Raw genomic sequence first — 26,589 nt, 5'->3', positions numbered from 1 at the left:
CCGAAGGTGGCGTGCGGCGGCGGCTCAGACGAGGTGCAGGGCGGTGACGGCGAGATCGATGGCCTTGATGCCGACGAAGGGCACGAGGATGCCGCCGAGGCCGTAGATCAGGAGGTTTCGGCGCAGGAGGGCGCCGGCCCCGACAGCCCGGTAGGACACGCCCTTCAGCGCCAGCGGGATCAGCACGACGATGATGAGCGCGTTGAAGATGATGGCCGAGAGGATCGCGCTCTCGGGCGAGGCGAGACCCATGATGTTGAGCGCCTCGAGCTGCGGGTAGAGCACCAGGAACATCGCCGGGATGATGGCGAAGTACTTGGCGACGTCGTTGGCGATGGAGAAGGTCGTCAGGGCGCCACGGGTCATCAGCAGCTGCTTGCCGATGCCGACGATCTCGATGAGCTTGGTCGGGTCGCTGTCGAGGTCGACCATGTTGCCGGCCTCGCGCGCCGCCACCGTGCCGGTGTTCATGGCCACGCCGACATCGGCCTGGGCCAGCGCCGGGGCGTCGTTGGTGCCGTCGCCGCACATGGCGACGAGCTTTCCTTCCGCCTGCTCCTTGCGGATGAGCGCGAGCTTGTCCTCCGGGGTCGCCTGGGCGAGGAAGTCGTCGACGCCGGCCTCCGCCGCGATGGCGGCCGCGGTCATGGGGTTGTCGCCGGTGATCATGACGGTGCGGATGCCCATCCGGCGCAGCTCGGCGAAGCGCTCGCGGATGCCGCCCTTCACGATGTCCTTGAGGCAGATCACCCCGAGCAGTTGCCCGTCGCGGGAGACCGCCAGCGGCGTGCCGCCGGCTCGGGCGATGTCCTCGGCGATGGCCTGGATCTCGCGCACGGTCTCGGCGGCGACACCCGGGCTGTAGGCCAGGGCCGCGTTCGACCCGCGCGTCGCCATCGGCGGCCGGCTCACCGACGCGATGATCGAATCGACCGCGCCTTTGCGGATGGCGGCGCCGTCGAGGTCGACGCCGCTCATCCGGGTCTGGGCGGTGAACGGCACGAAGGTGGCGTTCAAGCCCGCCATGTCGCGGGCCCGGAGGCCGTACTTCTCCTTGGCCAGCACCACGATGGAGCGGCCCTCGGGGGTCTCGTCGGCCAGGGACGCCAGCTGGGCCGCATCGGCGAGGTCCTGATCGGTGACGCCGCGCGCGGGGCGGAACTCCGTGGCCTGGCGGTTGCCGAGCGTGATGGTGCCGGTCTTGTCCAGCAGCAGGGTGTCGACGTCGCCCGCCGCTTCCACGGCCCGGCCCGACAGGGCGAGGACGTTGAAGCGGACGAGCCGGTCCATGCCGGCGATGCCGATGGCGGAGAGGAGCGCGCCGATGGTGGTGGGGATCAGGGTCACGAACAGGGCGACCAGCACAATCAGCGGGATCGCGCCGCCGGCATAGGAGGCGAAGCTCGGGATCGAGGCGACGGCGAAGACGAAGATGATGGTGAGGCCGGCGAGCAGGATGTTCAGCGCGATCTCGTTCGGGGTCTTCTGCCGCGAGGCGCCCTCCACCAGGGCAATCATCCGGTCGACAAAGGTCGAGCCGGCGGCCGCCGTGATGCGGACGCGGATCTCATCGGAGAGCACCTGCGTGCCGCCGGTCACGGCCGAGCGGTCGCCGCCCGACTCGCGGATCACGGGGGCGGATTCGCCGGTGATGGCCGCCTCGTTGACCGAGGCGACGCCGAGGATGACCTCTCCATCCGATGGGATGATGTCGCCGGCCTCGACCAGAACCACGTCGCCGACCTTGAGGTCGTTGCCGGGGATGGTTTCGAACTCCCGGCCGGAACCCTTGAGGCGCTTGGCCATGGTCTCGGTGCGGGTGCGGCGCAGGCTGTCGGCCTGGGCCTTGCCGCGTCCCTCGGCGATGGCCTCGGCGAAGTTGGCGAACAGCACCGTGAACCAGAGCCAGAGGATGATCTGGCCGGAGAAGGCGAGGTTGGCGCCGCCGGTGGCGACGTCACGGATGAACAGGACGGTGGTCAGCGCGGCCACGACCTCGACCACGAACATGACCGGGTTCTTGATCATCTTTCGCGGGTCGAGCTTGGTCAGGGCGCCGACCAGCGCCGGCCCGACGAGGGCGGCACTGAACAGGCTGGTCGAGTTTGGGCGGGCCATTGCGGTTGTCCGATTGGGAGACGTCTCGGGGGGCGGCGCGATCCCGCGCCGTCGAGTGGGGTTCAGGGCGCGAGCGCACTGCCGAGGAGGGCGGCCCCGGCCATCAGGCCGAGGGCGCCGAGCATGGTCAGGCCGAGCATGGCGAGGATGACGTCCGAGAGCCGGACGTCCTTCCGGTCGCGACCGATCCGGCTCCAGGGTTGGGACCGAGGTCGGTGGCGGGTCAGGGCGCGCCGCATGGCGACGCGATTGCGGGACGGCACCATGGCGTGCCGCATCTCAGCCCCCCGCCGCGAAGGTCTGACCGAGGCCGCCGGCGAGGTGCTCGACGATGGGTCCGAGGGCCAGGGCCGGGAAGAAGGTCAGGCCGCCGACGATGAGGATCACGCCCACCAGCAGCCCGATGAACAGGCCGCCATGGGTCGGGAAGGTCCCGGCCGAGGCCGGCACGGTCTTCTTGGCCGCGAGCGACCCGGCGATGGCGAGCGCCGGCACGATGACGAAGAACCGCCCGAACAGCATGCCGAGGCCGAGGGTGGTGTTGTAGAAGGCCGTGTTGGCCGTGAGCCCGCCGAAGGCTGAGCCGTTGTTCGCCGCCGCCGACGTGAAGGCGTAGAGGATCTCCGAGAAGCCGTGCGGGCCGGCATTGGCCGGTCCCGCGAGGCCAGCGGCGACCACGGTGGCGAGCGCCGTGAAGCCGAGCATCATCAGGGGCAGGCACAGGATGGCGAGCATCGCCATCTTGACCTCACGGCCCTCGATCTTCTTGCCGAGGTATTCCGGGCTGCGCCCGACCATGAGGCCGGCGACGAAGATCGTGACGATGACGAAGACGAGGATGCCGTAGAGGCCGGCGCCGACGCCGCCGACGATGATCTCGCCGAGCTGCATGTTGATCATCGGGATCATGCCGCCCAGCGCCGTGAAGCTGTCGTGCATGGCATTGACCGCGCCGCAGGACGCCGCCGTGGTGACGGCCGCGAACAAGGCCGAGGCGAGAATTCCGAACCGGACCTCCTTGCCCTCCATGTTGCCGCCGGTGAGACCGAACGCGTTCAGGACGGGGCTACCGGCGCTCTCGGCCCAGTAGACCAAAGCCGTGCCGGCGAGGAACAGCACGCCCATGGCGGACAGGATCGCCCAGCCCTGGCGCTCGTCGCCGACCATGCGACCGAAGACGTTGGTCATCGCCGCGCCGATGGCGAAGATCGAGACGATCTGGACGAAGTTCGAGAGCGCGGTCGGGTTCTCGAATGGGTGCGCGGCGTTGACGTTGAAGAAGCCGCCGCCGTTGGTGCCGAGCATCTTGATGGCGACTTGGCTCGCGACCGGGCCGACCGCGAGGGTCTGCTTGGCGCCTTCCAGGGTCGTCACCTCGACGGCGCCGCCGAGCGTCTGGGGAATGCCCTGCCAGACGTAGAACAGCGTCAGCGCCATGCAGAGCGGCAGCAACACGTAGAGGGTCGTGCGGGTGAGATCGACCCAGAACGAGCCCACCGTGTAGGCCGAAGCCCGCGAGAAGCCCCGCACCAAGGCTACGGCCAGCGCGATGCCGGTGGCGGCGGACAGGAAGTTCTGGTGGGTCAGCCCCAGCATCTGCGTGAGGTACGACATCGTCGTCTCGCCGCCGTAGGACTGCCAGTTCGTGTTGGTGACGAAACTCGTCGCGGTGTTGAACGCGAGGTCCGGCGCGACCGCCGATTGCCCGTCCGGGTTGAGCGGCAGGACCGCCTGGAGACGCAGCAGCGCGTACAGGGCGAGGAAGCCGAGGACGTGGAAGGCCAGCATGGACTGGGCGTAGGCCAGCCAGTGCTGCTCCTGGGCGGCGTTGATGCCGGCGACGCGGTAGAGCCCGCGCTCGACGGGTGCAAGCACGGGCGAGAGGAAGGTTCGTTCACCCGTGAAGACACGGGTCATGTAGCCGCCGAGCGGTCGGGCGAGCGCGAGCACGACCGCGCAGAACAACGCGATCTGGATCCAGCCGTTGATTGTCATGGCAAGTCTTCCTGGGAGCCGTTCCTTCAGAACCGCTCGGGGCGGACGAGGGCGTAGGTGAGGTATCCGAGCAGCCCCAGGGTCACGAGGGCGCCAAGCGTCAGGTCGAGGGTCATGGCGGGCCTCAGAGGCGTTCGCAGAGGACGGCGTAGCCGGCGGCCAAGGCGAAGAAGGCGAGCCCCGTCGCGATGTAGACGATGTCGAGCATGGTCGGTCCGTTTCGGTTCGGGGGCCGATGCATGACCGGTCTCGCCCGGGTCCAATGTGGACGCGAACCGCATTAGGGTTCGAGACGGAAGCGAGGACGATCTTATAAGGATCGCATGAGGATCGCTGCCCGGCCCTGGAACGGGGGTCGTTCAGTTCGCGGGCATGGCCTGGCGCAGGGTGAGACGGAACTCGGTGCACCCGAGGGGGCAGCCTGCCTGGGCGGCCCGCGGCAATCCGTCTGCCACGTCGAACGGTCGCCCTGAACGACGCCATGGCTTCCGAGGTGATAGCCATGGAGGAGGGTCCCGCATCCCAGGCACCGGAAGCGCAGAGGCTGCAGGCCGGACGGGTGTGAGGATCGACATATGGCACCGGGTCTATCGGCCGGGGCCGGTCCTCAGCGGATAAGGTTCATCGAAGGAGTCGAGCGCCTTGAACCCTCTTGGGGCGGCCTGCGACGATCCTCGAATCGGCATAAGGGTTCGAGGGGAGCGGGAGACTTCGGCATAAAAATTTTATGCCGTCGGCCGAGCGACAGATTCCGCCAAATGTCCACATGAACGTCAGTGGCAACAAATATCCGCTTTTAAAACGGAGCAGTCGAACGTCTAATAACGAGGTTGGGTCGATAGTGATTACTGGGCGGATCTGGAAGCTTATCGCGCAGTGACGTACTCATCCGCGCTGGCGGGGACGGATTAAAATCACGCCCTTCCACCAAGCTAGCTCGAATCAGGTGCGGCCGAATTCCATACGGTGGCCAAGGGCCGTTTGTTGGCACCATTCCATTTGCGAGCGGCCCCTACGGCATTCGACGACGGGTGCTGGGTTTCCGTTTGATCGCTCCGGTTTCGCGTCGGGCTGGTCCATCTGTCGGGGGCTTGCCCGTCCGCTTCGTTCGCTGTGATTTCCCCGTTGGATGTCGGATCACCGGAGTACCCGCATCAAGGAAACGGCGGCAGGCGTCGAAGTTGGCCTCGACCTCAGGTGGGCAGGCTTTGCCCTGCTGCTCAGCCAAGCTTCGAGCATAGCGCACCATGGCCTCGCTTGGAGCCCGAGAGGTATTCGGCTCACTTCCATTCTCTTCCTGCGCTGTCCGTGACCCCGCTTGGGTATCGAGGAAGGCTCGGCATACGCTCATGCTGGTTTTGCACCCGCGTGGTAGTCTCATCCCTGATCGCTTGGCCAAGGAGACGGCGAACGACACCATGGCGGGGGTCGGCGGCCGGTCATCACCGCCCTTGGGAGGGGTCAGACTCGGATCGAGTTCGATCACGTTGGCTTTCGATATCGCCCGGATCAGGTCGTCCAAACGGGTGCGGGTCCGCTCTTGGAAAGCGCCGGCACGACGTTGGGCCTCAACCCGGTTGGGAGCCTGCCCGATCTCGGCCAGATCCGCCTCGAACAGGGCCCGGCCGACCGGATCGCCGTACGTGGGAAACACCTGCCTCACGGCCGTGATGAAGGCGAGCCCGACGCCGGTGACTTCGATGGCCGGATCCTTGCCGGTGCCAAGCGCGATGTAGTGGCTCTTCAGAAGCTTGGGCAGGATCGCGTCGCGGGTTGCGGCCGTTCCGAGCCCCTTCGGCTCGTTCGGGTTGACCGGGTTCTCCAAGGCTCGCTTCGCGTCGGGATCCTCGACCTGATCGATGAGACGCCCCATGACCACGGGCAGTTCGCCGCGCGTGATACGCCGGGGCGGTTCTGTCACGGACGTGGTGATCTCGGTAGCGGTTGCCGATGCAGCCTCACCGTCCCGCACAGAGGGTAAGCGGACGAGCGGGACTTCCTGATCGCGCCGTACCTTGCCCGGTACGACATCGGTCTCGGCGTCGGCCTCGCCACCGTAGATGGCCCGCCAACCGGCATCGCGCACGACGCTGCCACTCACCGAGAAATGCTTCGCGCCGATGGGCGTCGAGACATCTGCCGAGATGCCGGTGCGGGCATCGATACCGTCGGGCAGGTGCGCGGCAAGGTAAGCCTTGGCGACGAGTTCGTAGAGGCGGAACTGTTCGACCGACAGGCGCTCGCGGGCCGGCACCTTGCGGAGAGGGACGATGGCGTGATGCTCGCCCGGATCCTTGACGTAATGCCCCTTGGTACCCCGGCGGATCACCGGCCGGAAGCTCCCTGGGAAGAGGCTGGGGAGTTCGGGAAACACACCCGTGACTGCGGCCACGATGGCAGCCGCATCGCCGGTCTGGCCCTCGGGCAGGTACTCCGATTCGGTACGCGGGTAACTGAGGTAGCCTTGGTCGTAGAGCTCCTGGGCCAGCGAGGCCGTGTGTTGCGGATCCCAGCCGAATCGTTTGGCGCATCGCCGCGCCAGCGTGTCCTTTGAGAACAGGCGCGGCGGCGAGCGCCGCACGTCCTTTTGCTCGATCTTCAGCAGGCCTGACCACGTCGCTGCCGCCTGCCTGATCGCCTCGGCGATGCCCGGATCGAGGATGCGCTCCTTTGGGGCGTGCCATAGGGTCAAGGCCGCGCCGGTGTCGGTGATGAGGTGAAGCGCGATCTTGAAGAAGTCCTGCGGGACGAAAGCGCGAATGCGGTCCTCGAGATTGGCCAGGATGGCGAGCGTCGGGGTCTGTACTCCGCCAAAACGCCAGGGTTCGCGAAAGGCGGGCGGTCGCAGCCTCAGGGAGATCGCCCGGGTGCCATTCAGCCCAAGGAGATAGTCCTCGTATTGCCGACAGAGCGCCTCCAGGTAGGCGGCATAATCCTGATCACCCGATGCCGGCTCCTTCGCCAGGGCTGCGAAGGCACGCCGGATCGAGACCTCGTCGAGGGCACCGAGCTTCAGTCGGTCCACACGCCCGCGCCAGCCGAGGTGCTCCAGCACCTCCCAGGCGATCATCGAACCCTCGCGGCCGGGATCGGTGGCGATGATGACGCGCTCGACACCCTTTAGCGCCTGACGGATCGCCGCGAGTTTCGGCGCGTGCGACTGCCCCGAGCGGTTCTGGCCGCAACTAACCGGAATCGTATCAAGCACAATGGGCAGCGCGTCGAACCGCCATGGCTTCCACTCGGGCCGGATGCTTCCTGGCTCCTGGACAGTAAGCAGGTGCCCTTCAGCGGCAACGCACACGGTGTTCGGCGAGCGGAAGAACCGCTGAAGCTGACGCATCGCCGAGGGCTTCTCGAAGAAGAAAAGCGTGCGGCCAGTGCTCAGGGCGGTCATGGCCAACGCGCGCCGGTCTCAAGCCGCCTGAGAGGCGCCACCGGCCCGCGATACGAAGGGCTGAACCAACACACGACGACCGCTCAGATCGTGCACGGTGACGCTCCACTCCGACCAGTCCTCCTGATCGTCGAGTTCCTCCATGACACTTTCGGCGACCTCCACAGCCCGACGCGTCAGGCGTTCGGGGCGACGGACATCCCTGCCGACGGCATCGAGGACGAAGGCGTAGCCGTTGGTTGCATGGAAGCGGTAGCGAGCCATGATCTGCAAATCCCCTTCGCCGCAGCTTTCGAAAACGCCCCAGTTCGCGTTATGTTCTATAAGAAGGCAGCCGGTGGAAAAGGGCAAGGCGGTGTATCGGTACGCAGCCCGCCGCACGGTGTTTCAGGGACGGGAATGCCGGACGATACAGCACCTACGACCGAACCCGCCGCGCCCGCTCGGAAGATCATCCACATCGACATGGATGCGTTCTACGCCTCCGTCGAGCAGCGCGATGACCCGGCCCTGCGCGGGCGCCCCCTGGCGGTCGGCGGATCGCGCGAGCGCGGCGTCGTCGCGGCGGCGAGCTACGAGGCGCGGGTGTTCGGCGTTCGCTCGGCGATGCCCTCGGTCACGGCCCGTCGGCTCTGCCCCGACCTCGTCTTCGTCAAGCCGCGCTTCGAGGTCTACAAGGCGATCTCCGCCGAGATCCAGGCGGTGTTCGCCGAGCACACCCCGATCATCGAGCCGGTATCCCTCGACGAGGCCTACCTCGACGTCACTGAGAACTTACAGAGGCTGGCGACCGCCACCGAGGTCGCCCGGGCCATTCGGGCGGAGATCCTGGCCCGCACCGGCCTCGTGGCCTCGGCGGGGGTCTCCTACAACAAGTTCCTGGCGAAGGTCGCGTCGGACTACAGGAAGCCCGATGCCTTGTTCGTCATCACCCCGGCCATGGGCCCTGGCTTCGTCGAGGCCCTGCCCATCGGACGCTTTCACGGTGTCGGGCCCGTGACGGAGGCCAAGATGAAGCGCCTCGGCATCCTCACCGGTGGCGACCTCAGGGCGCGGTCGCTTGCCGAGCTTCAGGCCATCTTCGGCAGTTCGAGCGGCTACTACCACGGCGTTGCCCGCGGTATCGATCACCGAGCCGTCCGGGCGCACCGCATCCGCAAGTCGGTGGGGGCGGAGAACACCTTCTCCGAGGACACGACGGAGTTCGCCGTGCTCGTCGAGCGGCTGCAGCCGATCCTCGACAAGGTCTGGACGGTCTGCGCGAGCAAGGGCGTCACCGGCCGCACCGTCACCCTGAAGGTGAAGTTCTCGGACTTCGAGCAGATCACCCGGGCCCGCTCCCTCAGCCTCCCGGTGGCGAGCCGCGAATCCCTCGCTCACATCAGCCTTGGCCTGCTGCGCGATGTGTTTCCCCTACGCCGCAGCGTGCGGCTGATCGGGGTGTCGCTGTCCGGCCTCCAACATGGCGCAGGCGAAGAGCCACGTCAGCTTGGCCTAGCCCTGTAGCTGAGGCGGCGTGAGACAGCCGCGCTATGGCCTAGGCCACCCTCCGCCCGCCCGCGCTACTGTGCGTCCGCCATCAGCGTCGAGGTTCGTCCGATCACCGCCCGCAGCGGATCAGTGAGGCCACCTTCACCGAGCGCGCCGCCGGCAGGGAGGCAACGGAGGTGAGGCTGGTCCGGGCTGACGGCAGCTCGTACCCGAGCATCAAGTTCGGCGGCAGCGCGGCACCGGGCTACGCCAGCGGCGACGCCATGGCCGAGATGCAGCGGCTCGCGGCCAAGCTGCCGTCCGGGTTCGATTACGCCTGGACCGGGCAGTCCCTGCAGGAGAAGCTTTCGGGGAGCCAGGCGGTCTACCTGCTCGCCCTGTCGCTGTTCTGCGTCTTCCTCTGCCTCGCGGCGCTCTACGAGAGCTGGTCGATCCCCCTGGCCGTGCTGCTTCTGGTGCCGACCGGCGTGGTCGGTGCGGTCTTCGCCATGCTGCTGCGGGACCTGCCGAACGACGTCTACTTCAAGGTCGGCCTCATCACGGTGATTGGGCTGACGGCGAAGAACGCCATCCTCATCATCGAGGTGGCCAAGGACCTCGTGGCGCAGGGCCGCTCGGTCCGCGACGCGGCGCTGGAGGCGTGCGAGTTGCGCTTCCGGCCCATCGTGATGACCTCGTTCGCCTTCATCCTCGGCGTGGTGCCGCTCGCCGTCGCCACGGGCGCGAGCATGAACAGCCAGCGGGCCATCGGCACCGGCGTGCTCGGCGGCATGGTCACGGCGACGGTGCTGGCGGTGTTCGCCACCCCGCTGTTCTACGTCCTGATCGCCTCGGCCTTCCGTGGCAGGGCCCGAGCGATGGATGCGGTCGATGCACCGGCGATCTTGCCGCGGCAGAGCGATGTCACGAGCAATGCTCGATAAGTGCTGGCTGATCGAGACGGGTTCCGCCAGTGGCAGCCGGCGAGCCTGGACTTCCAAGCCGGCGACGCGAACCGATACCGCACGGTCAAGCACGGCGGAGGGGCCGGTCGCCTACCAGCAGGTCCCGGCGGGGAGGCCTCGACCTGACTGGATCGGGATCTGCCGGACCACTCCACGGCTGGGTCGGATGGATCTATGCCAGTCCGCCTTAGCTTTAGCGGAGCATAAAAGTTTAGGTTCACCAGCATTCGCAGAGCGTGACAGCTTCGCACCTCCCGGACTTATGGTCTCTTACGGCTCCCTCTTCGAAACGGCCGACCCCGTTCGGCGGCCGACCTGCGCATCCCACCCCGACATCGTGAGCTCGGCGACAGCCTCAAGCTCCTCTCGGCTCGCACCGTCCCGGGCCTGGAGTGACATGCCATTCTGCACCGTGAGCACGAAGCGGGCGAGCGCTTGAACGTCGACCGCGGCGCCGAACTCGCCCTCCGCGACCGCGCGACGAAGCCGCTCCTCGACTCTCTTGAGGCCATGGGCGCGGGCCGTCCGCACCAATTCGCCAAGCTCCGCGTGTCCTTCGCTGCCGGCCGCCGAGAGCGTCACCATGCAGCCGAGCGGCTCCACACGTCCGCAGGAGCCCGTGAGCGCGGCGGCCGAGTCCATCAGGAGCGCCGCAACGGCCTCGCGGGCGGTCGTTGCAGCCATGAAGTTAGCCCATGCCTTGGCATCGTAGCGCTCGCCGTAGTGGCGCAGCGCCTCGGCATAGAGGCCCTCCTTCGAACCGAACGCTGCGTAGAGGCTCGGCGAGCCGATCCCCATGACCGCGATCAGGTCGGCGATGGATGTCGCGGCGAAGCCCCTGTGCCAGAACAATTGCATCGCCTGCCCCAGGGCCGCTTCACGGTCGAAAGCCCTGGGCCGACCGCGTCCGCGGGCCGGCGCCGTCTCGGCCTCGTTCGATGTCGGGAACGATTTCTGCATCGATCATTACATAAACTGCTTGACCCAGACATACAACGCTTCTACCAATTTCTGTGTCATTCAACACAGAAATGAGTGAGCCATGAGCGAACTGGCAGGTAAACGCGCCCTGGTGACCGGCGCCTCACGCGGTATCGGCGCCGCCATCGCCTTGGCGCTCGCCGACCGGGGCGCGGATGTCGCCATCACCTACGAACGGTCCGTCGAACGTGCGGCTGAAGTCGTCCGCGCCATCGAGGCGAAGGGCCGCCGCGCCATCGCTATCCAAGCCGACAGCGCCGACGCATCGGCTGTGAAACGCTCGGTCGACGAAGCGGCCGAAGGCCTCGGGGGGCTCGACATCCTCGTGAACAACGCTGGTATCGCCCGCGGCGGCGCGGTGGCGGAGATGAGCCTCGCCGACATCGACGCCATTCTTGATGTCAACGTCCGCGCAGTGGTGCTCGCGTCACAGGCGGCCATCCCGCACCTCAAGGAAGGCGGCCGGATCATCTCCATCGGCTCATGCCTGGGAGAGCGGGTCCCGTTCCCTGGGGTGACGGTCTACTCCATGTCGAAATCGGCCTTGCTCTCGTTCACGCGGGGGCTGGCTCGCGAGCTTGGTCCGCAAGGCATCACCGTGAACCTGGTGCAGCCCGGATCCACGGACACCGACATGAACCCGGCGGATGGCGCGCAATCGGACATGCAGCGGTCGATGACAGCCCTTGGCCATTACGGGCGGCCTGAGGATATCGCGGCCTCGGTCGTGTTCCTGGCAAGCGTGGCCGCACGTCAGATCACTGGCACCACCATCACGGTCGACGGTGGTGCGAACGCGTGAACGTCTTCAGGAATTTCGGACCGGAAGCTGCGTGAAAGGTTCGACCGCCCGGAACAGACGCTCCAAGCTTCTGCGACGGGTAGCTCCCTACGGACCGCTTCAGGCCTACGGTCGATGAGCGGACCCTATGCGGGAGCGAGGCAGGCTTTCATGACCTTGGGCTTGTAACCTTCCGAGCACATGATGTTGAAAAGCCTTAAGGTGCCATTGACGGCAGCCCGTGTGATCGGGCTCCTGGTGCCCGACGGTTCCTCCCCGGAGGATCAAAAGGGAACGCGGTGAGGGTTTTGGCCCGAAGCCGCGGCTGCCCCCGCAACTGTAAGCGGCGAGCCCTTCGCCACCGACGTCACTGAGCGGCCTCGCTCGGGAAGACGGTGAAGGGCGATGACCCGCGAGCCAGGAGACCTGCCGTCAGTCGTGGTCACACGCGAGACACGCTGGGCGGGGTGCCCCGGCGGGTGCGGAAGCATGCGCGTTGCGCGTGGTTCGGCCTCGTTCGCGGTGACGTGCCACTGCCGTCGCCCGAGGCCCATCAACGTGTCCCGTCCACTGTCCATCCCGCTGCTGCCCGTGCTGGCCCTGTCCTGCGCGATCCCCACCGCCGTGGCCGCCCAGGGGGCGCCCGCCAGGGAGACCGCCGTGGTGCTCGATGCGCTGTCGGTCGAGGGGACGCTCACCGCCACGCCGACCTATCGGGTGCCCGAGCTCTACAGCGGCACCAAGACGGTGACGCCGCGCCGCGACCTGCCGCAGCAGGTCGACGTGGTGCCCCGGGAGGTCCTGGTCGACACCGCCGCCACCCGGGTCGAGCGCGCCCTCGACTACGTACCCGGCGTCGGCAAGCAGAACGATTTCGGCGCCCAGAACCTCGCCCTCTACTCGGTCCGGGGCTTCGCGACCCAGGACATCTTCCAGAACGGCTTCAACATCGCCCGGGGCTACAACGGCGCCCCCGACACCCAGAACGTCCAGTCCATCGAGGTCCTGAAGGGGCCGGCCGGCGCCCTTTACGGCCGCAGCGATCCGGGGGGCACCGTCAACATCCTGACCAAGCAGCCTGTGGCCCAGCCCTTCGTCGAGATGGGCACGCTGTTCGGCAGCTTCGGCACCGCCCGCACCACGGTCGATGCCGGCGGGGCGCTGAGCGAGGACGGCCGCGTGCTCTACCGCTTCAACGGCGCGCTCGCCCGCCAGGACAGCTTTCGCGATTTCGTCGACGGCGACCGGGTGCTCTTGGCGCCCGTGGTGAGCTGGCAGGTGACGCCCGACACCAAGATCACCTTCGAGGCGCAGTACCTGCGCAACCGTCAGACCTTCGACCGCGGCACGGTGGCGGTGAACAACCGCCTCGGCCTCGTTCCGCGTTCGCGCTTCTTCGGCGAGCCGGGCGACGATTCCGTGTCCGAGAGCGCGCTGCTGCAGGTGCGGTTGGAGCACGCCTTCAACACCGACTGGCATTTGCGGGTCGCCACGCACCTCAACACCGGAAGCCTCACCGGCCTGCAGACCGGCGCGACCGGCATCCTCGACGACGGCCGCACGCTCTTGCGCGAGTTCCGCCGGCACGACTTCACCTGGGGCGTCGCCATCGGGCAGGCAGAACTCGTCGGCCGCTTCGAGACCGGGCCCATCGCCCATACCCTGCTGCTCGGCCTCGAGCACGAGCGCTACAACAGCACCGAGAACCTCCTGCGCTCGACCCCGCGCCTCGACCCCTTCGCCATCGACCTGTTCAACCCGGTCTACGGACAGGCCAAGCCCCCGTTCACGCGCCGCTACGGCGCCAGCGAGAACGTCGGCAACACCGCCGTCTACCTTCAGGACCAGATCGCCCTCAGTCCGGAATGGAAGCTGCTCGTCGGCAACAGGACGGACTTCTACAACCAGACCTTCCGGGACAAGGTCGCGGGCGAGCGGACCGAGCAGGACCGCACCGGGTTCTCGCCGCGGGCCGGGCTCGTCTACCAGCCGCTGTCGTTCCTGGCGCTCTACGGCAACGTCGCCGCCTCGTTCCGCCCCAACACCGGCTTCGACAGCGCGACGCGGCCCTTCGCTCCGGAGACGGGCTTCGCCTACGAGGTCGGGGCCAAGCTCGACCTGTTCGACGGCCTCAGCGTGACGGCCGCCGCCTTCCACATCGAGAAGGAGAACGTGCTCACCACCGATCCGGCGGACTTCTTCTTCCAGATCGCCGCCGGGGCCGTGCGCAGCCAGGGCTTCGACCTCAGCGTCGTCGGGCAGGTCACCCCGGAGTTCCGGGTCATCGGCGGCTACGCCTTCATCGACGCGGCGGTCACCCGCGACGAGGTGCTGCGTCCCGGGTCGCCCCTCCTCAACATCCCGCGCCACAGCGGCTCACTGCTCGGCATCTACGAAGTCCAGACCGGTGACTGGAAGGGTTTCGGGATCGGCGGCGGGTTCCGGGCCGTCGGTTCGCGCCTCGGCGACAGCGGGGTCGAGAGCTTCCGGCTGCCCGGCTACATCCTGACGGACGCCCTGGCCTACTACCGCTACGAGAACCTTCGGTTCGGACTCAACGTCGACAACATTTTCGACGAGACCTACTACGAGCGCTCCTACAACACCTTCTGGGTCGGCGTCGGCGAGCCGCGACGCGTCACCGTCAGCATGACGGCCCGGTTCTGATGGGGGTGCATCCGGGAAAACCCGAGGCGTCGGCCTGCGCACCGGCCGTGTCCAGCCGCATCGCCTCCATCGATGCCCTGCGAGGGCTGGTGATGGTGCTGATGCTCCTCGATCACCTGCGCGAGACCTGGTTCCTCCACGTTCCCGTGGCCGACCCGGTCGACGCCCGGACCGCCCTGCCGGCCGTGGCCCTGGCCCGCCTCGTCGTCAGCCTGTGCGCACCCATCTTCATCGCGCTGACCGGCGTGGCAGCCTTCCTGTTCAGCACCAAGCATACGCTGGCCGAGACGCGAGCCTACCTGCTGAAGCGTGGCCTCGCTCTGATGGTGCTGGAGGTTATCTTCCTCTCTGAACTGTACTGGGGCGTGGCCAGTCCAACGCTCTGGCTGCAGGTGATCTGGTGCATCGGCGTCTGCATGACCGTCCTCGCGGTGCTGATCGGTCTGCCACGCCCGGTCCTCCTCGCGGTCGGACTGCTGATCGTCTGTGGCCACAACCTCCTCGACCCGATCCACCTCCGGCCCGACCACCCGTTTTTTGAGGTCTGGGCAATGCTGCACCAGCGTGACGTCATCGCGCTGCCGTTGGGGCTGGTCGCCAAGACGACCTATCCCGTGCTCCCGTGGATTGGCGTGATCGTGCTCGGCTACGCGGTCGGCCCGTGGTTTCTGCCCGAAGTCGCCACGCGCACCCGCGAGCGCCGGTTCCTGGCCCTCGGCCGCGGGATGCTCGTCGCCTTCGTGGTGCTGCGGCTGGCGAACGGGTATGGCGACAAGCCTTGGTTCGTGGTCGAGGGCGATGCGCTTCGGACTGCGATGAGCTTCCTCGCACTGACGAAGTATCCCCCCTCGCTGCTGTTCCTGCTGCTGACGCTCGCGATCGGGGCACTGTTCCTCGTCGCCCTTGAACGAATGCGCGACGCCCCAGTCGTCGCGGCCCTAGCGGTGTTCGGCGGTGCGCCCCTGTTTTTTTACCTGCTCCACCTGACGATCCTGCGGCTCCTGTATCACGGTGCCGCCGCCATCTGGGGCCCGACGCAGGGCACGGTGTTCGGGGTCGCGAGCTATGGCTGGGTGCTGGCCTGGTACGTCGGGCTGGTCGTACCCTTGTACTGGCCGACGGCGTGGTTCTCGCGCTTCAAGGCGGCACGTCAAGAGATCGCTTGGCTCAAGTATCTCTAGTTCCAAAGCGCAGCCGGGCACGGTCGTCTCGTTCCTTCTCCGACGAACCGCTTTATGATAACCCGCGTGATCTATTCCTCAGCACCCGCCATGATCTTTGATTGGTTGCACAGGAATGCGCGGGTCCCAGCCGCCTCTATACGAACGACCGCTTTCAAGCATCAGCGAAGCTTTGGTGAACGACCAGCCAGGGTCGGGACCCGTCCGTCCGCTTTATGGCCGGGTTGGGTGGATTCTCGCCAGTCTGCTTCTGGGTCGCGAAAGCACGAAATCGGACATTCGTTTAACTCGCCATGGTCGATGGCTTCGCACCCAGCTGGGTCATCCATGTACGGAGGCGCCGGCTTTCGCCTTCTCCGCCGCCACGTCTTCCTCGCCAACCGCTAGAGAACCACCAAACTGGTGCAATCTCAATCCCGTCGTTCCGGTTCGCTGCGGCGGTCACGCCATCGGTGTCCTTAAGGGTGGGGCCAGTCGCCCGGCATCTTCCTCGACGGCCCAACTCACGGCGCTTGGCCAAGAGCCGCCGAATGGGGCAGGCCATGACGGCATCACGATGCCGTGGTCTCATGGCTCCCTCCGTGCAAGAAGGCTCCCCACTCATTATCAAGTTGATTGCGTGCGGCTTTCGTCCGCCTCTCAAGGAAGAGACGATCCCGATTTTGAGCATTCTGGGCCAAGCCGGAGCCGCCGGTCCCACATGCGGCAGCGCGACGGCCTTTCGATTTTAAGGTCATCGATGTCGCGGCGTTCGAGGAATGGCTCGACCCCGGAGGATCGTCCATCGTGGAAACTGTCGCAATGTCCGATGCCGCCCGAGCCGACCCTTTCCGACGAAGCCGTCCAGCCGGAGTACCCCTTCGCCTCGTATTGTCCTCGGCCCTCGTTGCGTTGCTCCCCCTCGGCGGCTGCAGCGTGCTGGATCACGGCATGCTCGGCGCCGCCGGTCCGGTGGCGGAGCAGACCCGCAGCCTGTTCCTGCTCGTCTGCACGATCCTGCTTTTCGTCGCCGCGCCGGTCCTGCTCCTGACGCCGATCTTCGCCTGGCACTACCGGCTGTCGAACACCAAGAGCGCCTATCGGCCACAATGGGGCTTCAACTGGCCCCTCGAAGGTTTCATCTGGATCCCGCCGGCGATCATCGTCGTCGTGCTCGCGGTGTTCCTGTGGCGCGACACCCACCGGCTCGACCCCTATAAGCCGCTGGCGTCACCGTATCCCCCGGTCGAGGTGCAGGTGGTCGCCCTCGATTGGAAATGGTTGTTCATCTACCCCGACGAGGGCGTGGCGAGCGTCAACGAACTCGCCTTCCCCGCCGACCGGCCGGTGCATCTCAGCCTGACGAGCGGCACGGTCATGCAATCGTTCTTCGTGCCGCAGCTCGCGGGTCAGATCTACGCCATGGCCGGCATGACCACGCAGCACAACCTCGCCGCGAACAAGCCCGGCCGCTTCCGGGGCGAGAACACCCAGTTCAACGGCACGGGCTTCCAGAACCAAAAGTTCTCCGTGTTGGCACAATCCACCGACGATCATGCCACTTGGCTCTCGCGGGCGCGCGCGAGCGGCAGGACGCTCGATCAGGGGGCCTACACGGCCCTGACCGCCCGTTCGACCCAGACCGAACCGATCCTGTTCGGGGCGGTCTCTCCAGGCCTGTTCCACGCGATCCTCGCCCAGAACGATCCGGCCATGCATGTGGCCCACGGACATCGCCCCAAATGAACGACGACAGTCTCCGGTTTCTCCTGTTCGGCCGGCTGAACGCGCAGGCGTTCCCGTTCGTGCGGGCCTGGCAGAACCCCAACATCAGCGAACTCATCGGCGCCCTGGCCGGTGCCCTCGTGGTCGTCGGTGCCCTCGCGCTCGTCGCGCTGTTGACCTGGAAGCGTTGGTGGCGCCCGCTCTTTCGCGACTGGCTGACGAGCCTCGACCACAAGAAAATCGGCATCATGTACATCGTGATCGCCGGTGTGATGCTCAGCCGTGCCCTTGTGGAGGCGGTTCTGATGCGCGCGCAGCAATCGCTCGCGGTCGATGCTCCCGGTATCGTTGCGCCCGAGCACTTTGCGCAGCTCTTCAGCACACACGGCACGATCATGATCTTCTTCATGGCGATGCCGTTCCTGACGGGGCTGATCAACTACGTCGTGCCGTTGCAGATCGGCGCGCGCGACGTCGCTTTCCCGCTTCTGAACTCGATCAGCCTGATGCTGACCGCGGGCGGGGCCAGCCTCGTGATGATCTCCCTTGCCGTCGGCGAGTTCTCGACCGGCGGATGGTCGGGCTATCCCCCCTATACGGGAAAGGTCTTCCAGCCCGGCGTCGGCCCGGATTACTGGATTTGGGCCATCACACTTTCCTCGCTCGGAACGACCTTCTCGGGGATCAATTTCGTGGCGACGATCTACAAGAAGCGCTGCCCCGGAATGCACCTCACGTGCATGCCGCTGTTCTGTTGGACAGCGCTTTGCACATCGATCCTGATGATCTTTGCGATGCCGCCGCTGACGCTCGCGACCGCTCTCCTCGCCCTTGATCGTTACCTCGACTTCCACTTCTTCACGAACGATCTCGGCGGCAACATGATGAACTACGTGAACCTCTTCTGGCTGTTCGGCCATCCGGAGGTCTACATCCTCATCTTGCCGGCTTTTGGTGTCTACTCCGAGGTCATTTCTGCTTTCTCGTCTAAGGAACTTTACGGCTACAAGTCTCTCGCCGCCGCCACCATGGTGATCGGCGTGCTCTCATTCACGGTCTGGCTGCACCATTTCTTCACGATGGGCCAGAGCGCCGACGTCAACGCTTTCTTCGGCGTGGCGACGATGACCATCGCGATTCCGACCGGGGTCAAGATCTATGACTGGATCTGGACGATGTTTCGCGGAGAGGTGCGCTTCACCGCGCCAATGCTGTTCTCCCTCGCCTTCATCGTCACCTTCGTCCTCGGCGGTCTAAGTGGCATCCTGCTCGCGATCCCACCCATCGACTTCGTGGTCCACAACACCGTGTTCCTCGTCGCGCACTTCCACAACGTGCTGATCCCAGGCCTGCTCTACGGCATGATCGCGGGATACATGTACTGGTTTCCCAAGGCCTTCGGCTTCCGGCTGTCGGAGGTCTGGGGCCGGATCGCCTTCGGCTTCTGGGTCTCGGGATTCTATCTCGCCTTCATGCCCCTTTACGTACTCGGCCTCGGCGGCATGGCGCGGCGAAGCCAGGCCCTGTTCGAGCCCGATTATCGGCCCTGGCTCCTCATCGCGATCGTCGGGGCTTTCCTCCTGCTCGCCGGCCTCGTCTCCCTGTTCGTCCAGCTCTGGGTCAGCGTGCGGGATCGCGAGGCGAGCCGCGTGCCGGTGGGTGATCCTTGGGACGCACGCAGCCTCGAATGGTCGGTCTCGGCACCGCCGCCGGAGTACAACTTCGCGATCATTCCGCAAGTGGACCGGCTCGATCCGTTCTATTGGCTCAAGGAGCGCAAGGAGGCCTACAGGCCGGCCCGTCGCTACGACGCCATCGTGATGCCCAGGAACAGCTGGGTCGGTCCGCTCGTCGGGCTCGCCGGTGCGGTCTGCGCCTTCGGCCTCGTCTGGCACATCTGGTGGTTGACGATCCTTGCTTTCGTCGGCGTTTGGGCACCCGTCGTCGCACGGAGCTTCGTGCGCGACGTCCATCGGACGATTCCGGCCTCGGAAGTGGAGGCGACGGACCGTCGCTGGCTCGATTGCGCCCAGGCGACGCGTCCCGTGCCGCGCGAGCTTGAGACCGAGCCGGCCAATCTCGGGCTCGCCCGGCCCTTTCCCGCACAGGTGCCGGCATGAGCGGACCGCAGCTTCAGCATGCCGGGCTCAACCTCCTCGATACGGATGAGATGGAGCCCGCGGAAGCCGCCCTCGGCCTTTATGGCTTCTGGATCTTCCTGATGAGCGACGCGATCCTGTTCGCCCTGCTCTTCGCGATCTACGGGACGCAGCTCACGGCCACGGCCGGTGCTCCGGGGCCGGCCGCGGAGTTCAAGCTCGGCCCCGCGTTCATCGAGACGCTGATCCTGCTCACGAGCAGCCTGACCTTCGGCCTCGCCTCCATCGCCCTGAAGTACGACCGGGGTCGGACCGGCCTCGTCGCATGGCTCTTGGTGACACTCGTGCTGGGGATCGTCTTCCTCGGCTTCGAACTCGACGATTTCCGGACGATGTTTTCGGACGGAGCGACGCCGGACCGCAGCGGCTTCCTGTCGGCGTTTTTCGCCCTGGTCCCGACGCACGGCCTGCACGTCGCCGCCGGCTGCATCTGGATCATGGTCATGCTCGTTCAGGTCGCGGTGTTAGGGCTGGACGCCAGGGTCAAGCTGAACCTGCTGAAACTTGGCCTGTTCTGGCATTTCCTGGACATCATCTGGATCGCGATTTTTACCGTGGTCTATCTCCAGGGAACGCTCACATGACCACGCAAGGCCCCGCGAAGGGGATCGTGCTGCTGAAGGCGGCTGGTGCGGCGGCCCTGATCGGCCTCGCGAGGATGTTGTCGGGTCGCTCCGCACTCGGTCACGGGCGGCGGGATCAGGAGGCTGGCGTGCTCTCCGACGGCGTGGATGCCGGTCCGTCGAGAAGGCCCACGACGAAGCGAAGGCTTGGGAGCGTGCTCCGACCCAATGGCGTTGGACACGGATCCAGCGACCGCCCGCGATCGGGCGACGAAAGCCGTGCCAAACGACGCGACCTGATGACCTATGGCATCGGGTACACCCTGGCGCTCCTCCTGACTGGGACCGCGTTTGCCGTCGTGACGTGGAAATGGGCGGCGGGAGCGACGGCCCTCGGGATCATTTTCGCGCTGGCCCTGGTCCAAGCGGTCGTGCACTTCCGCTGCTTCCTGCATGTGGACTTGCGCCGCTCGTCCCGCGACGACCTGCAGCTGATCCTGTTCTCCGTCCTCATCATCGGTCTGATGGTGGGCGGCACCCTCGTCGTCCTGCTCAACCTGCGTATGCGAATGATGTAGCCGATGCGCGGTGCCACCTGGTGCACTCACTCAGACGGATCGTTCAGGAGCACGATTGAGGGCGTCGAAGATGGCGGCTGCGGGTTTGGTCCAAACGAAGGGGCGGGCGCCGCGGTTGGGCTCGGCGATGTGGCGTTTGATGGCGGCCTGAAGATCGGGCGCCGACGCGTGAGTGTGGAGAAGAAGCCTTCGACCGCGTTGAGCCAAGAGGCCGAGGTCGGGGTGAAGGTGAAGGTCCAGCGTGGGTGGCGGGTGAGCCAGGCGCGCACCTTCGGGTGCTTGTGGCTTGCGTAGCTGTCGTGCACCACGTGGATCACCTTGGCCGCAGGGACCGCGGCCTCGACGGCGTCCCGGCAAGCGGACGAACTCACCGTGGCGATGGCGCTGCACGCAGCGGCCGAGCACCGTGCCGTGCAGGACGTCGAGGGCAGCAAACAGTGTCGTTGTGCCGTGGCCGGTATACCGGAGCGTTGGTCTGGGCCATCCGGCGCAGGCCCACGCATAAGGAGCTTGTCCGCGCTTGGCCGGCACGGACCGCACCGGGAGAGGCGACGTTCGAACGCGCCTGGTGGCAGCCGACCATCGAAACCTTGCGTGAGGAACGGCGGAAGTCGGCTTCGCTTGAGCGCGCACGGGCGACGCGTCGATCCAGGACGCCGTAACCTGTTCCGAGACGTGAAGCCGTGCGGCAGGGACGCGGGGATCGACCTCGTCGAACCGCCCCTACCGCGGCGTGATTTTCGAGGACCTGGGCATGAACGATCTCGCCCTTCCGAGGGGGCCAGGAGCAAGGCCGACCCTCCAAGGATTTCAGAATGACGAATGCCGCGAAACATCGCCTTTCGATGCAGGACCCCCGGACCCAATATCCGAGGCCGCCGTTCAAGCGTCAGCCGCAGGAGGCCCCTGGGCTCGCCGCGGCGGTCGACTGGAAGCCGGATCACGGCGAGCCGCAGGCAACTTAGCTCTGCAGCTCACATCAGTTTGACCTGTCGTAGCGGTCCTATCGGGGAACTGCCCCTAGGCAGGAAGGCTTTTCCAGGAGGAGTTTCAAGCCACAGCCTCCGAGCGGGCCATCCTGGTGGACGGTACCGCACCCAGGTCCCCAAACGATGCTGAAGATCATTGTCGGTTCGGTCGCGCTCGCGGTCACCTTCGCCGGACCCGTCCTCGCCCAGCCAACTACGGCAGTTGGACAGCCAACCGCGCTCCTTCACGGCAACTACTGCGGTCCAGGCAACAACGCACCTGCAGCTCCCATCGATGCCCTCGACGCGGCCTGCGCGAAGCATGACGCCTGCACCCCGGACGGCAGGATCGGGTCGAAGGCGTGTAACCTCCGCCTGCAGCGCGAGGCCGAGGCCATCTCGCGAGATCCCGGACAGCCGGACGACTTACGGGCCCTGGCCGGCATTGTGTCCGTGGGTGCGTCCATGATGCTGGCGGGTAACGGACCCGACGCACCACCATCGCTGCGGTCTGCCGGTAGCAGGACCGTTCTGGCCAACGGCACTCGCTGAGCGGTTATCGGAAACACGCAGGCGTCATCCCGCCTCGGCTTCGAGGTGATGCGATGCCGTGACCGCCATTTACCAGGGTCATCTCGCTGTAGGCGATCACAGTCCGGCTTATCCGGACCGCCTGGGCTGCCCGCGCATTCCCGGCGCTGCCTGGCGGCGATTGAGGAGTTGGCTGGCCTGCCCGGTAGGGCCCTCCGTAGGGCCTGACGGGCGCCGCAGCCGCGCCGAACTTTTCCCCATCCCCACCACGAGGAAGTCGACATGACCTTGCAAGGAAAGAAGATCGCCATCCTGATCGCCCCGCGCGGGACCGAGGAGCCGGAATTCGTCCAGCCGCGCGATGCGGTGACGAAAGCGGGCGCGAGCGTCACCGTAATCGGGCTTGAGGCCGGTGAGGCCGAGACGGTCAACAACGACCTGGACCCGGCCGGCCGCTACGCCGTCGACGCAACCATCGAGGGCGCCTCGGCCTCCGCGTACGACGGCCTCGTCATCCCGGGAGGCTGCGTCGGCGCCGACAAGCTCCGGGCGAGCAAGGCGGTGGTCGCGTTCGTCAGGGACTTCTTCGCCCAGGGCAAGCCGGTCGGCGTGATCTGCCATGGCCCTTGGACCCTGGTGGAGGCGGACGTCGTGAAGGGCCGCATCCTCACCTCATTCCCGACGCTGCAGACCGACATCCGGAACGCCGGTGGCACCTGGGTCGACGAGGAGGTCGTCACGGACAAGGGACTCGTGACCAGCCGCAACCCGAAGGACCTGCCCGCCTTCTGCGCCAAGATCGTCGAGGAGTTCGCCGAGGGCCGCCATCCCGACCAGGCCCGCAGCGTCTGAGGGGGTCACGCATTCCTGCGCGGCCCGCCGGCGGGCCGCGCCCCATCCAGGAGACATCATGGGACGCTTTATCAACAAGGTGGTGCTGGTCACCGGCGCCGCATCCGGCATCGGCGAGGCCGCCGCGCGGCGGTTCGGGCGGGAGGGCGCGACGCTCGTCCTCGCCGACAAGAACGCAGAGGGACTGAACAAGGTGGCCGGCGGCATCGAGGCGGCCGACACCCTCACTGTGGTCGCTGACCTGTCCAACGCGGACCGATGCCAGGACGTCGTCGCGCAGGCTATCAAACGGTTCGGGCGCCTCGACGTCCTCGTTAACAATGCCGGCAAGGACCATCTGGGCCGTGTCGACGAGGGCGACATTGCCGATTTCTCGACGATCATCGAGACCGACCTCTACGGCGTCTTCTACATGACGCGCTTCGCGCTACCCCATCTCCGGGAGAGTCGAGGGTCCATCGTCAACGTGTCGTCCGTTTCGGGTTTGGGCGGGGACTGGAACCACAGCTTCTACTGCGCGGCCAAGGGTGCGGTGACGAACTTCACCCGTGCGGTCGCGCTCGACGAGGCGCGGAACGGGGTCCGGGTGAACGCGGTCAACCCGTCCCTGGTCTACACGCCGTTCACGGCCGGCATGCAGGACCAGCCCGAACTCGTCGCCAAGTTCGAGGAGCGCATCCCGATGGGGCGTGGGGCGAAGCCCGACGACATCTCCGGCGTCATCGCCTTCCTGGCGAGCGAGGACGCCCACTTCGTCACCGGCGTGAACCTGCCGGTCGATGGTGGGCTGTCGGCGTCGAACGGTCAGCCGAAGCTGAGTTGATGGCCTTCCGCGTCGCGATCCCCATCCCACCGGAGCGGGATCGCGCCGAGCACCGGCCGACGATCCATCGACTCGGACCACTTCCATCCTCACACCCAGCGAGGTGACCATGACCTACCTTCGATACGCCCCCGACATCGAGAAGCCTGCCGAGGGCGAGCAGGAGACGATCGACGGCATCATCAAGGGGATGACGCAGCAATCCGAGACGGTCGAGGCCCGCGAGCACCATGCCGTGCGCGCCAGCCACGCCAAGAGTTCGGCCTGCGTCACCGGCGATCTGATCATCGCCGCCGGCCTGCCGCCCGAACTGGCACAAGGGCTCTTCGCCACTCCCGGCACCCACCCCGTGGCGGTCCGCTTCGCACAGGGCCCGGGCGAGACCCTCGGCGACCGCGTCTCGACCCATCGCGGCATGTCCATCAAGGTGTTCGACGTCCCCGGCGAGAAGTTGCCCGGCCACGCCGTCGATACCCAGGACTTCGTGCTTGCGACCGGGACCACCTTCCCCTCGGGCACGGCGGCCGGGTTCCTGCGCGACGGCACCGTCATCGGCAAGTCGACCGGGCTGCCGGAAGGCGTCAAGAGCGCGGTCTCGTCGACCATGCACACCCTCAATCGTGCCCTGCACGCCTTCGGCACGGAGAGCGCGCTCGCCGACTTCTTCGGCCATCCCTACAGCCATCCCCTGGCCGACAGCTACTTCAGCCAGGCGCCGGTCCGCTACGGCGACTACGTCGCCAAGCTCGGGGCCGTGCCGTCGACGGAAAGCCAGCGCGCGCTGTCCGAGTGGCGCCTCGACCCGCACCAGGACGAGGACGGCTTCCGCCACGCCACGGTCGCCTTCTTCCGGGAGAACGAGGTGGTGTTCGAGTTGAAGGCCCAGCTCTGGGCCGATGCCGAGAGGCAGCCCATCGAGGACGCCTCGGTCGACTGGCCAGTCTCGATCAGCCCTTACCGCACCGTCGCGACGCTGCGCCTGCCGCGCCAGGATGCCTACGCACCGGACCGCGTCCGCTACTTCGACGAGGTCATGACCTTCCGTCCCGCCCACAGTCTCGCGACGCATCGGCCGCTCGGCTCCGTGATGCGCGCCCGGCTCCAGGTCTACCAAGCCCTGAGCGCCTTCCGCCATCGCGAGAACGGCGTGGCGGAGGAGGATACCGCGAGCATCGACCGGATCCCGGCCTAGGACCGGCGTTTCGGACGCCGGGTGAGTATAGCCCAGCCAGAGGAGGCTTCGCGTGAGCGAGCAACAGGTTAAAACCACACTTCTGGATGTGAACGTCCACGTGGCGGGGCCGGCGGACGGACCGACCGTCCTGCTGCTCCATGGCTGGCCGGACGATGCCACGACCTGGGCGACCGTGGCCGGCCATCTGAACGAGGCGGGCTTCCGAACGGTGACGCCGGAGCTGAGGGGGTTCGGCGGTACCCGCTTTCGTTCGGCTGACACGCCGCGCACCGGCAACCGTGCCGTCCATCACGATCCGGCCGCCGACATTGGCATGGACGCCCGCCCGCGCGTCGTAGGGGACCCCCGCCATCGGCGCGGTCCGGCGCCCGATGCTGGGAGACGACGAGGCCACAATCGAGCGCCAGCATCGCGTCCGTGACAGACCGGCGCAGGTGCAGACGTTCGACGCAAGCCTCGCCCGCCAGCTGGACGGGCTCAAGGCCGAAGCGGATCAGGCAACGCCGCCGCTTGCCCGAACCGCCCTGGACCGTCCGCGGCGGTGTCGGCTACGTGCATCCGGAGTTCGTCAATATTCCCGCCAACGATCCGACCGGCGCCCGGAACGGCGCCCGTGTGCCGGGGGTCCCCATGTGGTCCGGCAATGTCGCCCTGGAACACCGGCTGCCCCTCGAACAGCTCGGGCTCGCGGGAGATCTCGTCAGCGTCGGCGAAGTTCAGTTCGTCGGGGGCCATCGCGCCGCCGACATCGCCAACACCTTCGACCTCCGCGCCTACACGGTCGCGAACGCCCGGATCGGCTGGCATCGCGACAACTACAAGATCTATGCGTTCGGACGGAATCTCTTCGACGAGACCATCGAACTCGCTGGCGCAGCTTATACACCCACGGTCCTGACGGTGACGCCGGGTCGTCGGCCTCGGCGCTGAAATCATCTTTTGATCCCTGATGTCGACAGCTGAAGCGGCGGCGGACGAATGTCCGCCGCTTCGAAAGCGGCGCTTGTTCTCGATCATGTGCCGCGAACGTATCGGCCGATCCGGCGCTAGAAACCGCAATCTGCGGCATGATGATCGAGGGTATTCTGCGATCTCAAGATCATGGAAGGATTTCTCGAGCGACCCTGAACGTTTTGGCAGGACGGTAACAGATCGACCTGCGCCGCACCTGGACGCGAGGGCGGCAAACGAAAGGGGAACGATGGATGGACGGACCTGCGGACGTTCTGGTCGAAACCCTGTCGGGGCTGCTTGGCATTCCCGCCCATCGCCTCAACGACGACAGCGATCTCCTGTATCTCGGTCTCGACTCCCTGCGCACGATGCGCGCCGCCAGCCAGTTGCGGCAGGCCGGTCTAGGGGGTGAGACCCCGCAGGGTCTTCAGGCGGCGTGCGAGTCGGCGCTGACGAAGTCGGCCAGGTGAGCGCGAAGCTGTGAGCTACCATCACTGACGCCACGCGAAGGGGAGCGGTTCCAGTTTCGGCCTTCGGCCTTTCGCGTCTGCGAACGTCCGTCGCCCGGACAATTGCCCGGGCGACGGACGTTCGCAGATGCGAAATACTTGGACAGCAGGCGCGGTAAGACACTGATCGATATCGCGTAAATTCATTTCGACAAGTTGGCATGGTCGCTGCTGATCTTCGACTAACCCAGCCCGCTA

General features: G+C 66.6%; 23 protein-coding genes, 1 pseudogene and 1 riboswitch. Of the genes and pseudogenes, 16 read left to right on the top strand and 8 right to left on the bottom strand.

All coding sequences use genetic code 11. The features are described 5' to 3' along the window. Positions 1-24: 24 nt before the first annotated feature. From kdpB to ASF28_RS04195, 6 genes are all read right to left on the bottom strand, one after another. Complete coding sequence (gene kdpB / locus ASF28_RS04220; protein ID WP_056088061.1) at positions 25-2,118, bottom strand: potassium-transporting ATPase subunit KdpB; 2,094 nt, start codon at positions 2,116-2,118, stop codon at positions 25-27. A 62-nt stretch (positions 2,119-2,180) separates the two neighbouring features. Next, positions 2,181-2,396, bottom strand: coding sequence for a hypothetical protein (locus tag ASF28_RS04215; RefSeq protein ID WP_157085349.1), 216 nt, complete (start codon positions 2,394-2,396; stop codon positions 2,181-2,183). 1 nt (position 2,397) lies between these two features. Then, entirely contained in the window at positions 2,398-4,113 is a 1,716-nt protein-coding gene (gene kdpA / locus ASF28_RS04210; RefSeq protein ID WP_056088055.1) for a potassium-transporting ATPase subunit KdpA, read from the bottom strand. 26 nt (positions 4,114-4,139) lie between these two features. Then, positions 4,140-4,229, bottom strand: coding sequence for a K(+)-transporting ATPase subunit F (locus ASF28_RS04205; RefSeq protein ID WP_036267122.1), 90 nt, complete (start codon positions 4,227-4,229; stop codon positions 4,140-4,142). 896 nt (positions 4,230-5,125) lie between these two features. Then, positions 5,126-7,510, bottom strand: a complete 2,385-nt coding sequence (locus ASF28_RS04200; RefSeq protein ID WP_082475993.1) for a type IA DNA topoisomerase — start codon at positions 7,508-7,510, stop codon at positions 5,126-5,128. Positions 7,511-7,528: 18 nt separating this feature from the next. Next, a complete protein-coding gene (locus ASF28_RS04195) occupies positions 7,529-7,861 on the bottom strand; it encodes a DUF6894 family protein (RefSeq protein ID WP_370692780.1) in 333 nt (110 codons plus the stop codon). 48 nt (positions 7,862-7,909) lie between these two features. On the opposite strand from ASF28_RS04195, the gene dinB reads away from it, so the two are divergent. Further along, entirely contained in the window at positions 7,910-9,016 is a 1,107-nt protein-coding gene (gene dinB / locus ASF28_RS04190) for a DNA polymerase IV (RefSeq protein ID WP_056088053.1), read from the top strand. Between the two features lie 185 nt (positions 9,017-9,201). Beyond that, positions 9,202-9,924: pseudogene (locus ASF28_RS04185) on the top strand (efflux RND transporter permease subunit); the annotation flags it as partial. A gap of 291 nt (positions 9,925-10,215) precedes the next feature. Here the strand turns inward: ASF28_RS04185 and ASF28_RS04180 are convergent. Next, complete coding sequence (locus ASF28_RS04180; protein ID WP_056088047.1) at positions 10,216-10,905, bottom strand: TetR/AcrR family transcriptional regulator; 690 nt, start codon at positions 10,903-10,905, stop codon at positions 10,216-10,218. A gap of 82 nt (positions 10,906-10,987) precedes the next feature. Here ASF28_RS04180 and ASF28_RS04175 point away from each other — a divergent pair, with 82 nt between their 5' ends. The 7 genes from ASF28_RS04175 to ASF28_RS23170 all read left to right on the top strand — a co-directional run bounded on the left by ASF28_RS04175 (position 10,988) and on the right by ASF28_RS23170 (position 20,559). Further along, positions 10,988-11,728, top strand: a complete 741-nt coding sequence (locus ASF28_RS04175) for an SDR family NAD(P)-dependent oxidoreductase (RefSeq protein WP_056088044.1) — start codon at positions 10,988-10,990, stop codon at positions 11,726-11,728. A 228-nt stretch (positions 11,729-11,956) separates the two neighbouring features. Beyond that, positions 11,957-12,155, top strand: a riboswitch (cobalamin riboswitch). Positions 12,156-12,265: 110 nt separating this feature from the next. Then, positions 12,266-14,374, top strand: a complete 2,109-nt coding sequence (locus ASF28_RS04170; protein ID WP_244474885.1) for a TonB-dependent siderophore receptor — start codon at positions 12,266-12,268, stop codon at positions 14,372-14,374. Beyond that, complete coding sequence (locus ASF28_RS04165) at positions 14,374-15,555, top strand: DUF1624 domain-containing protein (RefSeq protein ID WP_056088041.1); 1,182 nt, start codon at positions 14,374-14,376, stop codon at positions 15,553-15,555. The genes ASF28_RS04170 and ASF28_RS04165 overlap by 1 nt, the downstream gene beginning before the upstream one ends. Before the next feature lie 930 nt (positions 15,556-16,485). Then, complete coding sequence (locus ASF28_RS04160; protein WP_244474884.1) at positions 16,486-17,280, top strand: COX aromatic rich motif-containing protein; 795 nt, start codon at positions 16,486-16,488, stop codon at positions 17,278-17,280. Continuing rightward, positions 17,277-19,379, top strand: coding sequence for a cbb3-type cytochrome c oxidase subunit I (locus ASF28_RS04155; RefSeq protein ID WP_082475991.1), 2,103 nt, complete (start codon positions 17,277-17,279; stop codon positions 19,377-19,379). The genes ASF28_RS04160 and ASF28_RS04155 overlap by 4 nt, the downstream gene beginning before the upstream one ends. Beyond that, on the top strand, positions 19,376-20,002 hold the full coding sequence (locus ASF28_RS04150) for a cytochrome c oxidase subunit 3 (RefSeq protein WP_056088034.1): 627 nt from the start codon (positions 19,376-19,378) through the stop codon (positions 20,000-20,002). The genes ASF28_RS04155 and ASF28_RS04150 overlap by 4 nt, the downstream gene beginning before the upstream one ends. Then, the gene (locus ASF28_RS23170; RefSeq protein ID WP_244474883.1) at positions 19,999-20,559 is read left to right on the top strand and encodes a cytochrome o ubiquinol oxidase subunit IV; all 561 of its coding nucleotides are present in this window, start codon (positions 19,999-20,001) and stop codon (positions 20,557-20,559) included. Before ASF28_RS04150 ends, ASF28_RS23170 begins: the two co-directional genes overlap by 4 nt. A 26-nt stretch (positions 20,560-20,585) precedes the next feature. Here the strand turns inward: ASF28_RS23170 and ASF28_RS22820 are convergent, their stop codons facing one another. Next, entirely contained in the window at positions 20,586-21,062 is a 477-nt protein-coding gene (locus tag ASF28_RS22820; protein ID WP_162239978.1) for a transposase, read from the bottom strand. A 609-nt stretch (positions 21,063-21,671) separates the two neighbouring features. Here ASF28_RS22820 and ASF28_RS21450 point away from each other — a divergent pair. From ASF28_RS21450 to ASF28_RS04115, 7 genes are all read left to right on the top strand, one after another. Beyond that, the gene (locus ASF28_RS21450; protein WP_082475989.1) at positions 21,672-22,079 is read left to right on the top strand and encodes a hypothetical protein; all 408 of its coding nucleotides are present in this window, start codon (positions 21,672-21,674) and stop codon (positions 22,077-22,079) included. 261 nt (positions 22,080-22,340) lie between these two features. Next, positions 22,341-22,910 (top strand): type 1 glutamine amidotransferase domain-containing protein, encoded by a 570-nt coding sequence (locus ASF28_RS04135; RefSeq protein WP_056088030.1) that lies wholly within the window; start codon positions 22,341-22,343, stop codon positions 22,908-22,910. 58 nt (positions 22,911-22,968) lie between these two features. Next, positions 22,969-23,733: an SDR family NAD(P)-dependent oxidoreductase gene (locus tag ASF28_RS04130; RefSeq protein WP_056088028.1), complete on the top strand. Its 765-nt coding sequence runs from the start codon at positions 22,969-22,971 to the stop codon at positions 23,731-23,733. Positions 23,734-23,842: 109 nt separating this feature from the next. Beyond that, positions 23,843-24,925 (top strand): catalase family protein, encoded by a 1,083-nt coding sequence (locus ASF28_RS04125; protein WP_056088026.1) that lies wholly within the window; start codon positions 23,843-23,845, stop codon positions 24,923-24,925. Positions 24,926-24,977: 52 nt separating this feature from the next. After that, positions 24,978-25,349 carry an alpha/beta fold hydrolase gene (locus tag ASF28_RS22275; RefSeq protein ID WP_200912641.1) on the top strand — a complete coding sequence of 124 codons (372 nt, stop codon included), beginning with the start codon at positions 24,978-24,980 and terminating at the stop codon, positions 25,347-25,349. An 89-nt stretch (positions 25,350-25,438) separates the two neighbouring features. Then, positions 25,439-25,858, top strand: coding sequence for a TonB-dependent receptor domain-containing protein (locus ASF28_RS04120; RefSeq protein ID WP_056088023.1), 420 nt, complete (start codon positions 25,439-25,441; stop codon positions 25,856-25,858). Between the two features lie 275 nt (positions 25,859-26,133). After that, the gene (locus ASF28_RS04115) at positions 26,134-26,352 is read left to right on the top strand and encodes an acyl carrier protein (protein ID WP_056088019.1); all 219 of its coding nucleotides are present in this window, start codon (positions 26,134-26,136) and stop codon (positions 26,350-26,352) included. Positions 26,353-26,589: the final 237 nt, after the last annotated feature.

It is taken from the genome of Methylobacterium sp. Leaf99 (assembly GCF_001422375.1).
Taxonomy (GTDB): Bacteria; Pseudomonadota; Alphaproteobacteria; order Rhizobiales; family Beijerinckiaceae; genus Methylobacterium.
Note: the sequence above shows the minus strand (reverse complement) of the source record. Positions and strands in the feature narration are given on the sequence as shown.

Excerpts from the sequence above, each read along its gene's own strand:
- kdpB (WP_056088061.1), bottom strand. The coding sequence starts at position 2,118 with ATGGCCCGCCCAAACTCGACCAGCCTGTTCAGTGCCGCCCTCGTCGGG.
- ASF28_RS04215 (WP_157085349.1), bottom strand. The coding sequence starts at position 2,396 with ATGCGGCACGCCATGGTGCCGTCCCGCAATCGCGTCGCCATGCGGCGC.
- kdpA (WP_056088055.1), bottom strand. The coding sequence starts at position 4,113 with ATGACAATCAACGGCTGGATCCAGATCGCGTTGTTCTGCGCGGTCGTG.
- ASF28_RS04205 (WP_036267122.1), bottom strand. The coding sequence starts at position 4,229 with ATGACCCTCGACCTGACGCTTGGCGCCCTCGTGACCCTGGGGCTGCTC.
- ASF28_RS04200 (WP_082475993.1), bottom strand. The coding sequence starts at position 7,510 with ATGACCGCCCTGAGCACTGGCCGCACGCTTTTCTTCTTCGAGAAGCCC.
- dinB (WP_056088053.1), top strand. The coding sequence starts at position 7,910 with ATGCCGGACGATACAGCACCTACGACCGAACCCGCCGCGCCCGCTCGG.
- ASF28_RS04180 (WP_056088047.1), bottom strand. The coding sequence starts at position 10,905 with ATGCAGAAATCGTTCCCGACATCGAACGAGGCCGAGACGGCGCCGGCC.
- ASF28_RS04175 (WP_056088044.1), top strand. The coding sequence starts at position 10,988 with ATGAGCGAACTGGCAGGTAAACGCGCCCTGGTGACCGGCGCCTCACGC.
- ASF28_RS04165 (WP_056088041.1), top strand. The coding sequence starts at position 14,374 with ATGGGGGTGCATCCGGGAAAACCCGAGGCGTCGGCCTGCGCACCGGCC.
- ASF28_RS04160 (WP_244474884.1), top strand. The coding sequence starts at position 16,486 with ATGCTCGGCGCCGCCGGTCCGGTGGCGGAGCAGACCCGCAGCCTGTTC.
- ASF28_RS04155 (WP_082475991.1), top strand. The coding sequence starts at position 17,277 with ATGAACGACGACAGTCTCCGGTTTCTCCTGTTCGGCCGGCTGAACGCG.
- ASF28_RS04150 (WP_056088034.1), top strand. The coding sequence starts at position 19,376 with ATGAGCGGACCGCAGCTTCAGCATGCCGGGCTCAACCTCCTCGATACG.
- ASF28_RS23170 (WP_244474883.1), top strand. The coding sequence starts at position 19,999 with ATGACCACGCAAGGCCCCGCGAAGGGGATCGTGCTGCTGAAGGCGGCT.
- ASF28_RS22820 (WP_162239978.1), bottom strand. The coding sequence starts at position 21,062 with ATGCGTGGGCCTGCGCCGGATGGCCCAGACCAACGCTCCGGTATACCG.
- ASF28_RS21450 (WP_082475989.1), top strand. The coding sequence starts at position 21,672 with ATGCTGAAGATCATTGTCGGTTCGGTCGCGCTCGCGGTCACCTTCGCC.
- ASF28_RS04135 (WP_056088030.1), top strand. The coding sequence starts at position 22,341 with ATGACCTTGCAAGGAAAGAAGATCGCCATCCTGATCGCCCCGCGCGGG.
- ASF28_RS04130 (WP_056088028.1), top strand. The coding sequence starts at position 22,969 with ATGGGACGCTTTATCAACAAGGTGGTGCTGGTCACCGGCGCCGCATCC.
- ASF28_RS04125 (WP_056088026.1), top strand. The coding sequence starts at position 23,843 with ATGACCTACCTTCGATACGCCCCCGACATCGAGAAGCCTGCCGAGGGC.
- ASF28_RS04115 (WP_056088019.1), top strand. The coding sequence starts at position 26,134 with ATGGACGGACCTGCGGACGTTCTGGTCGAAACCCTGTCGGGGCTGCTT.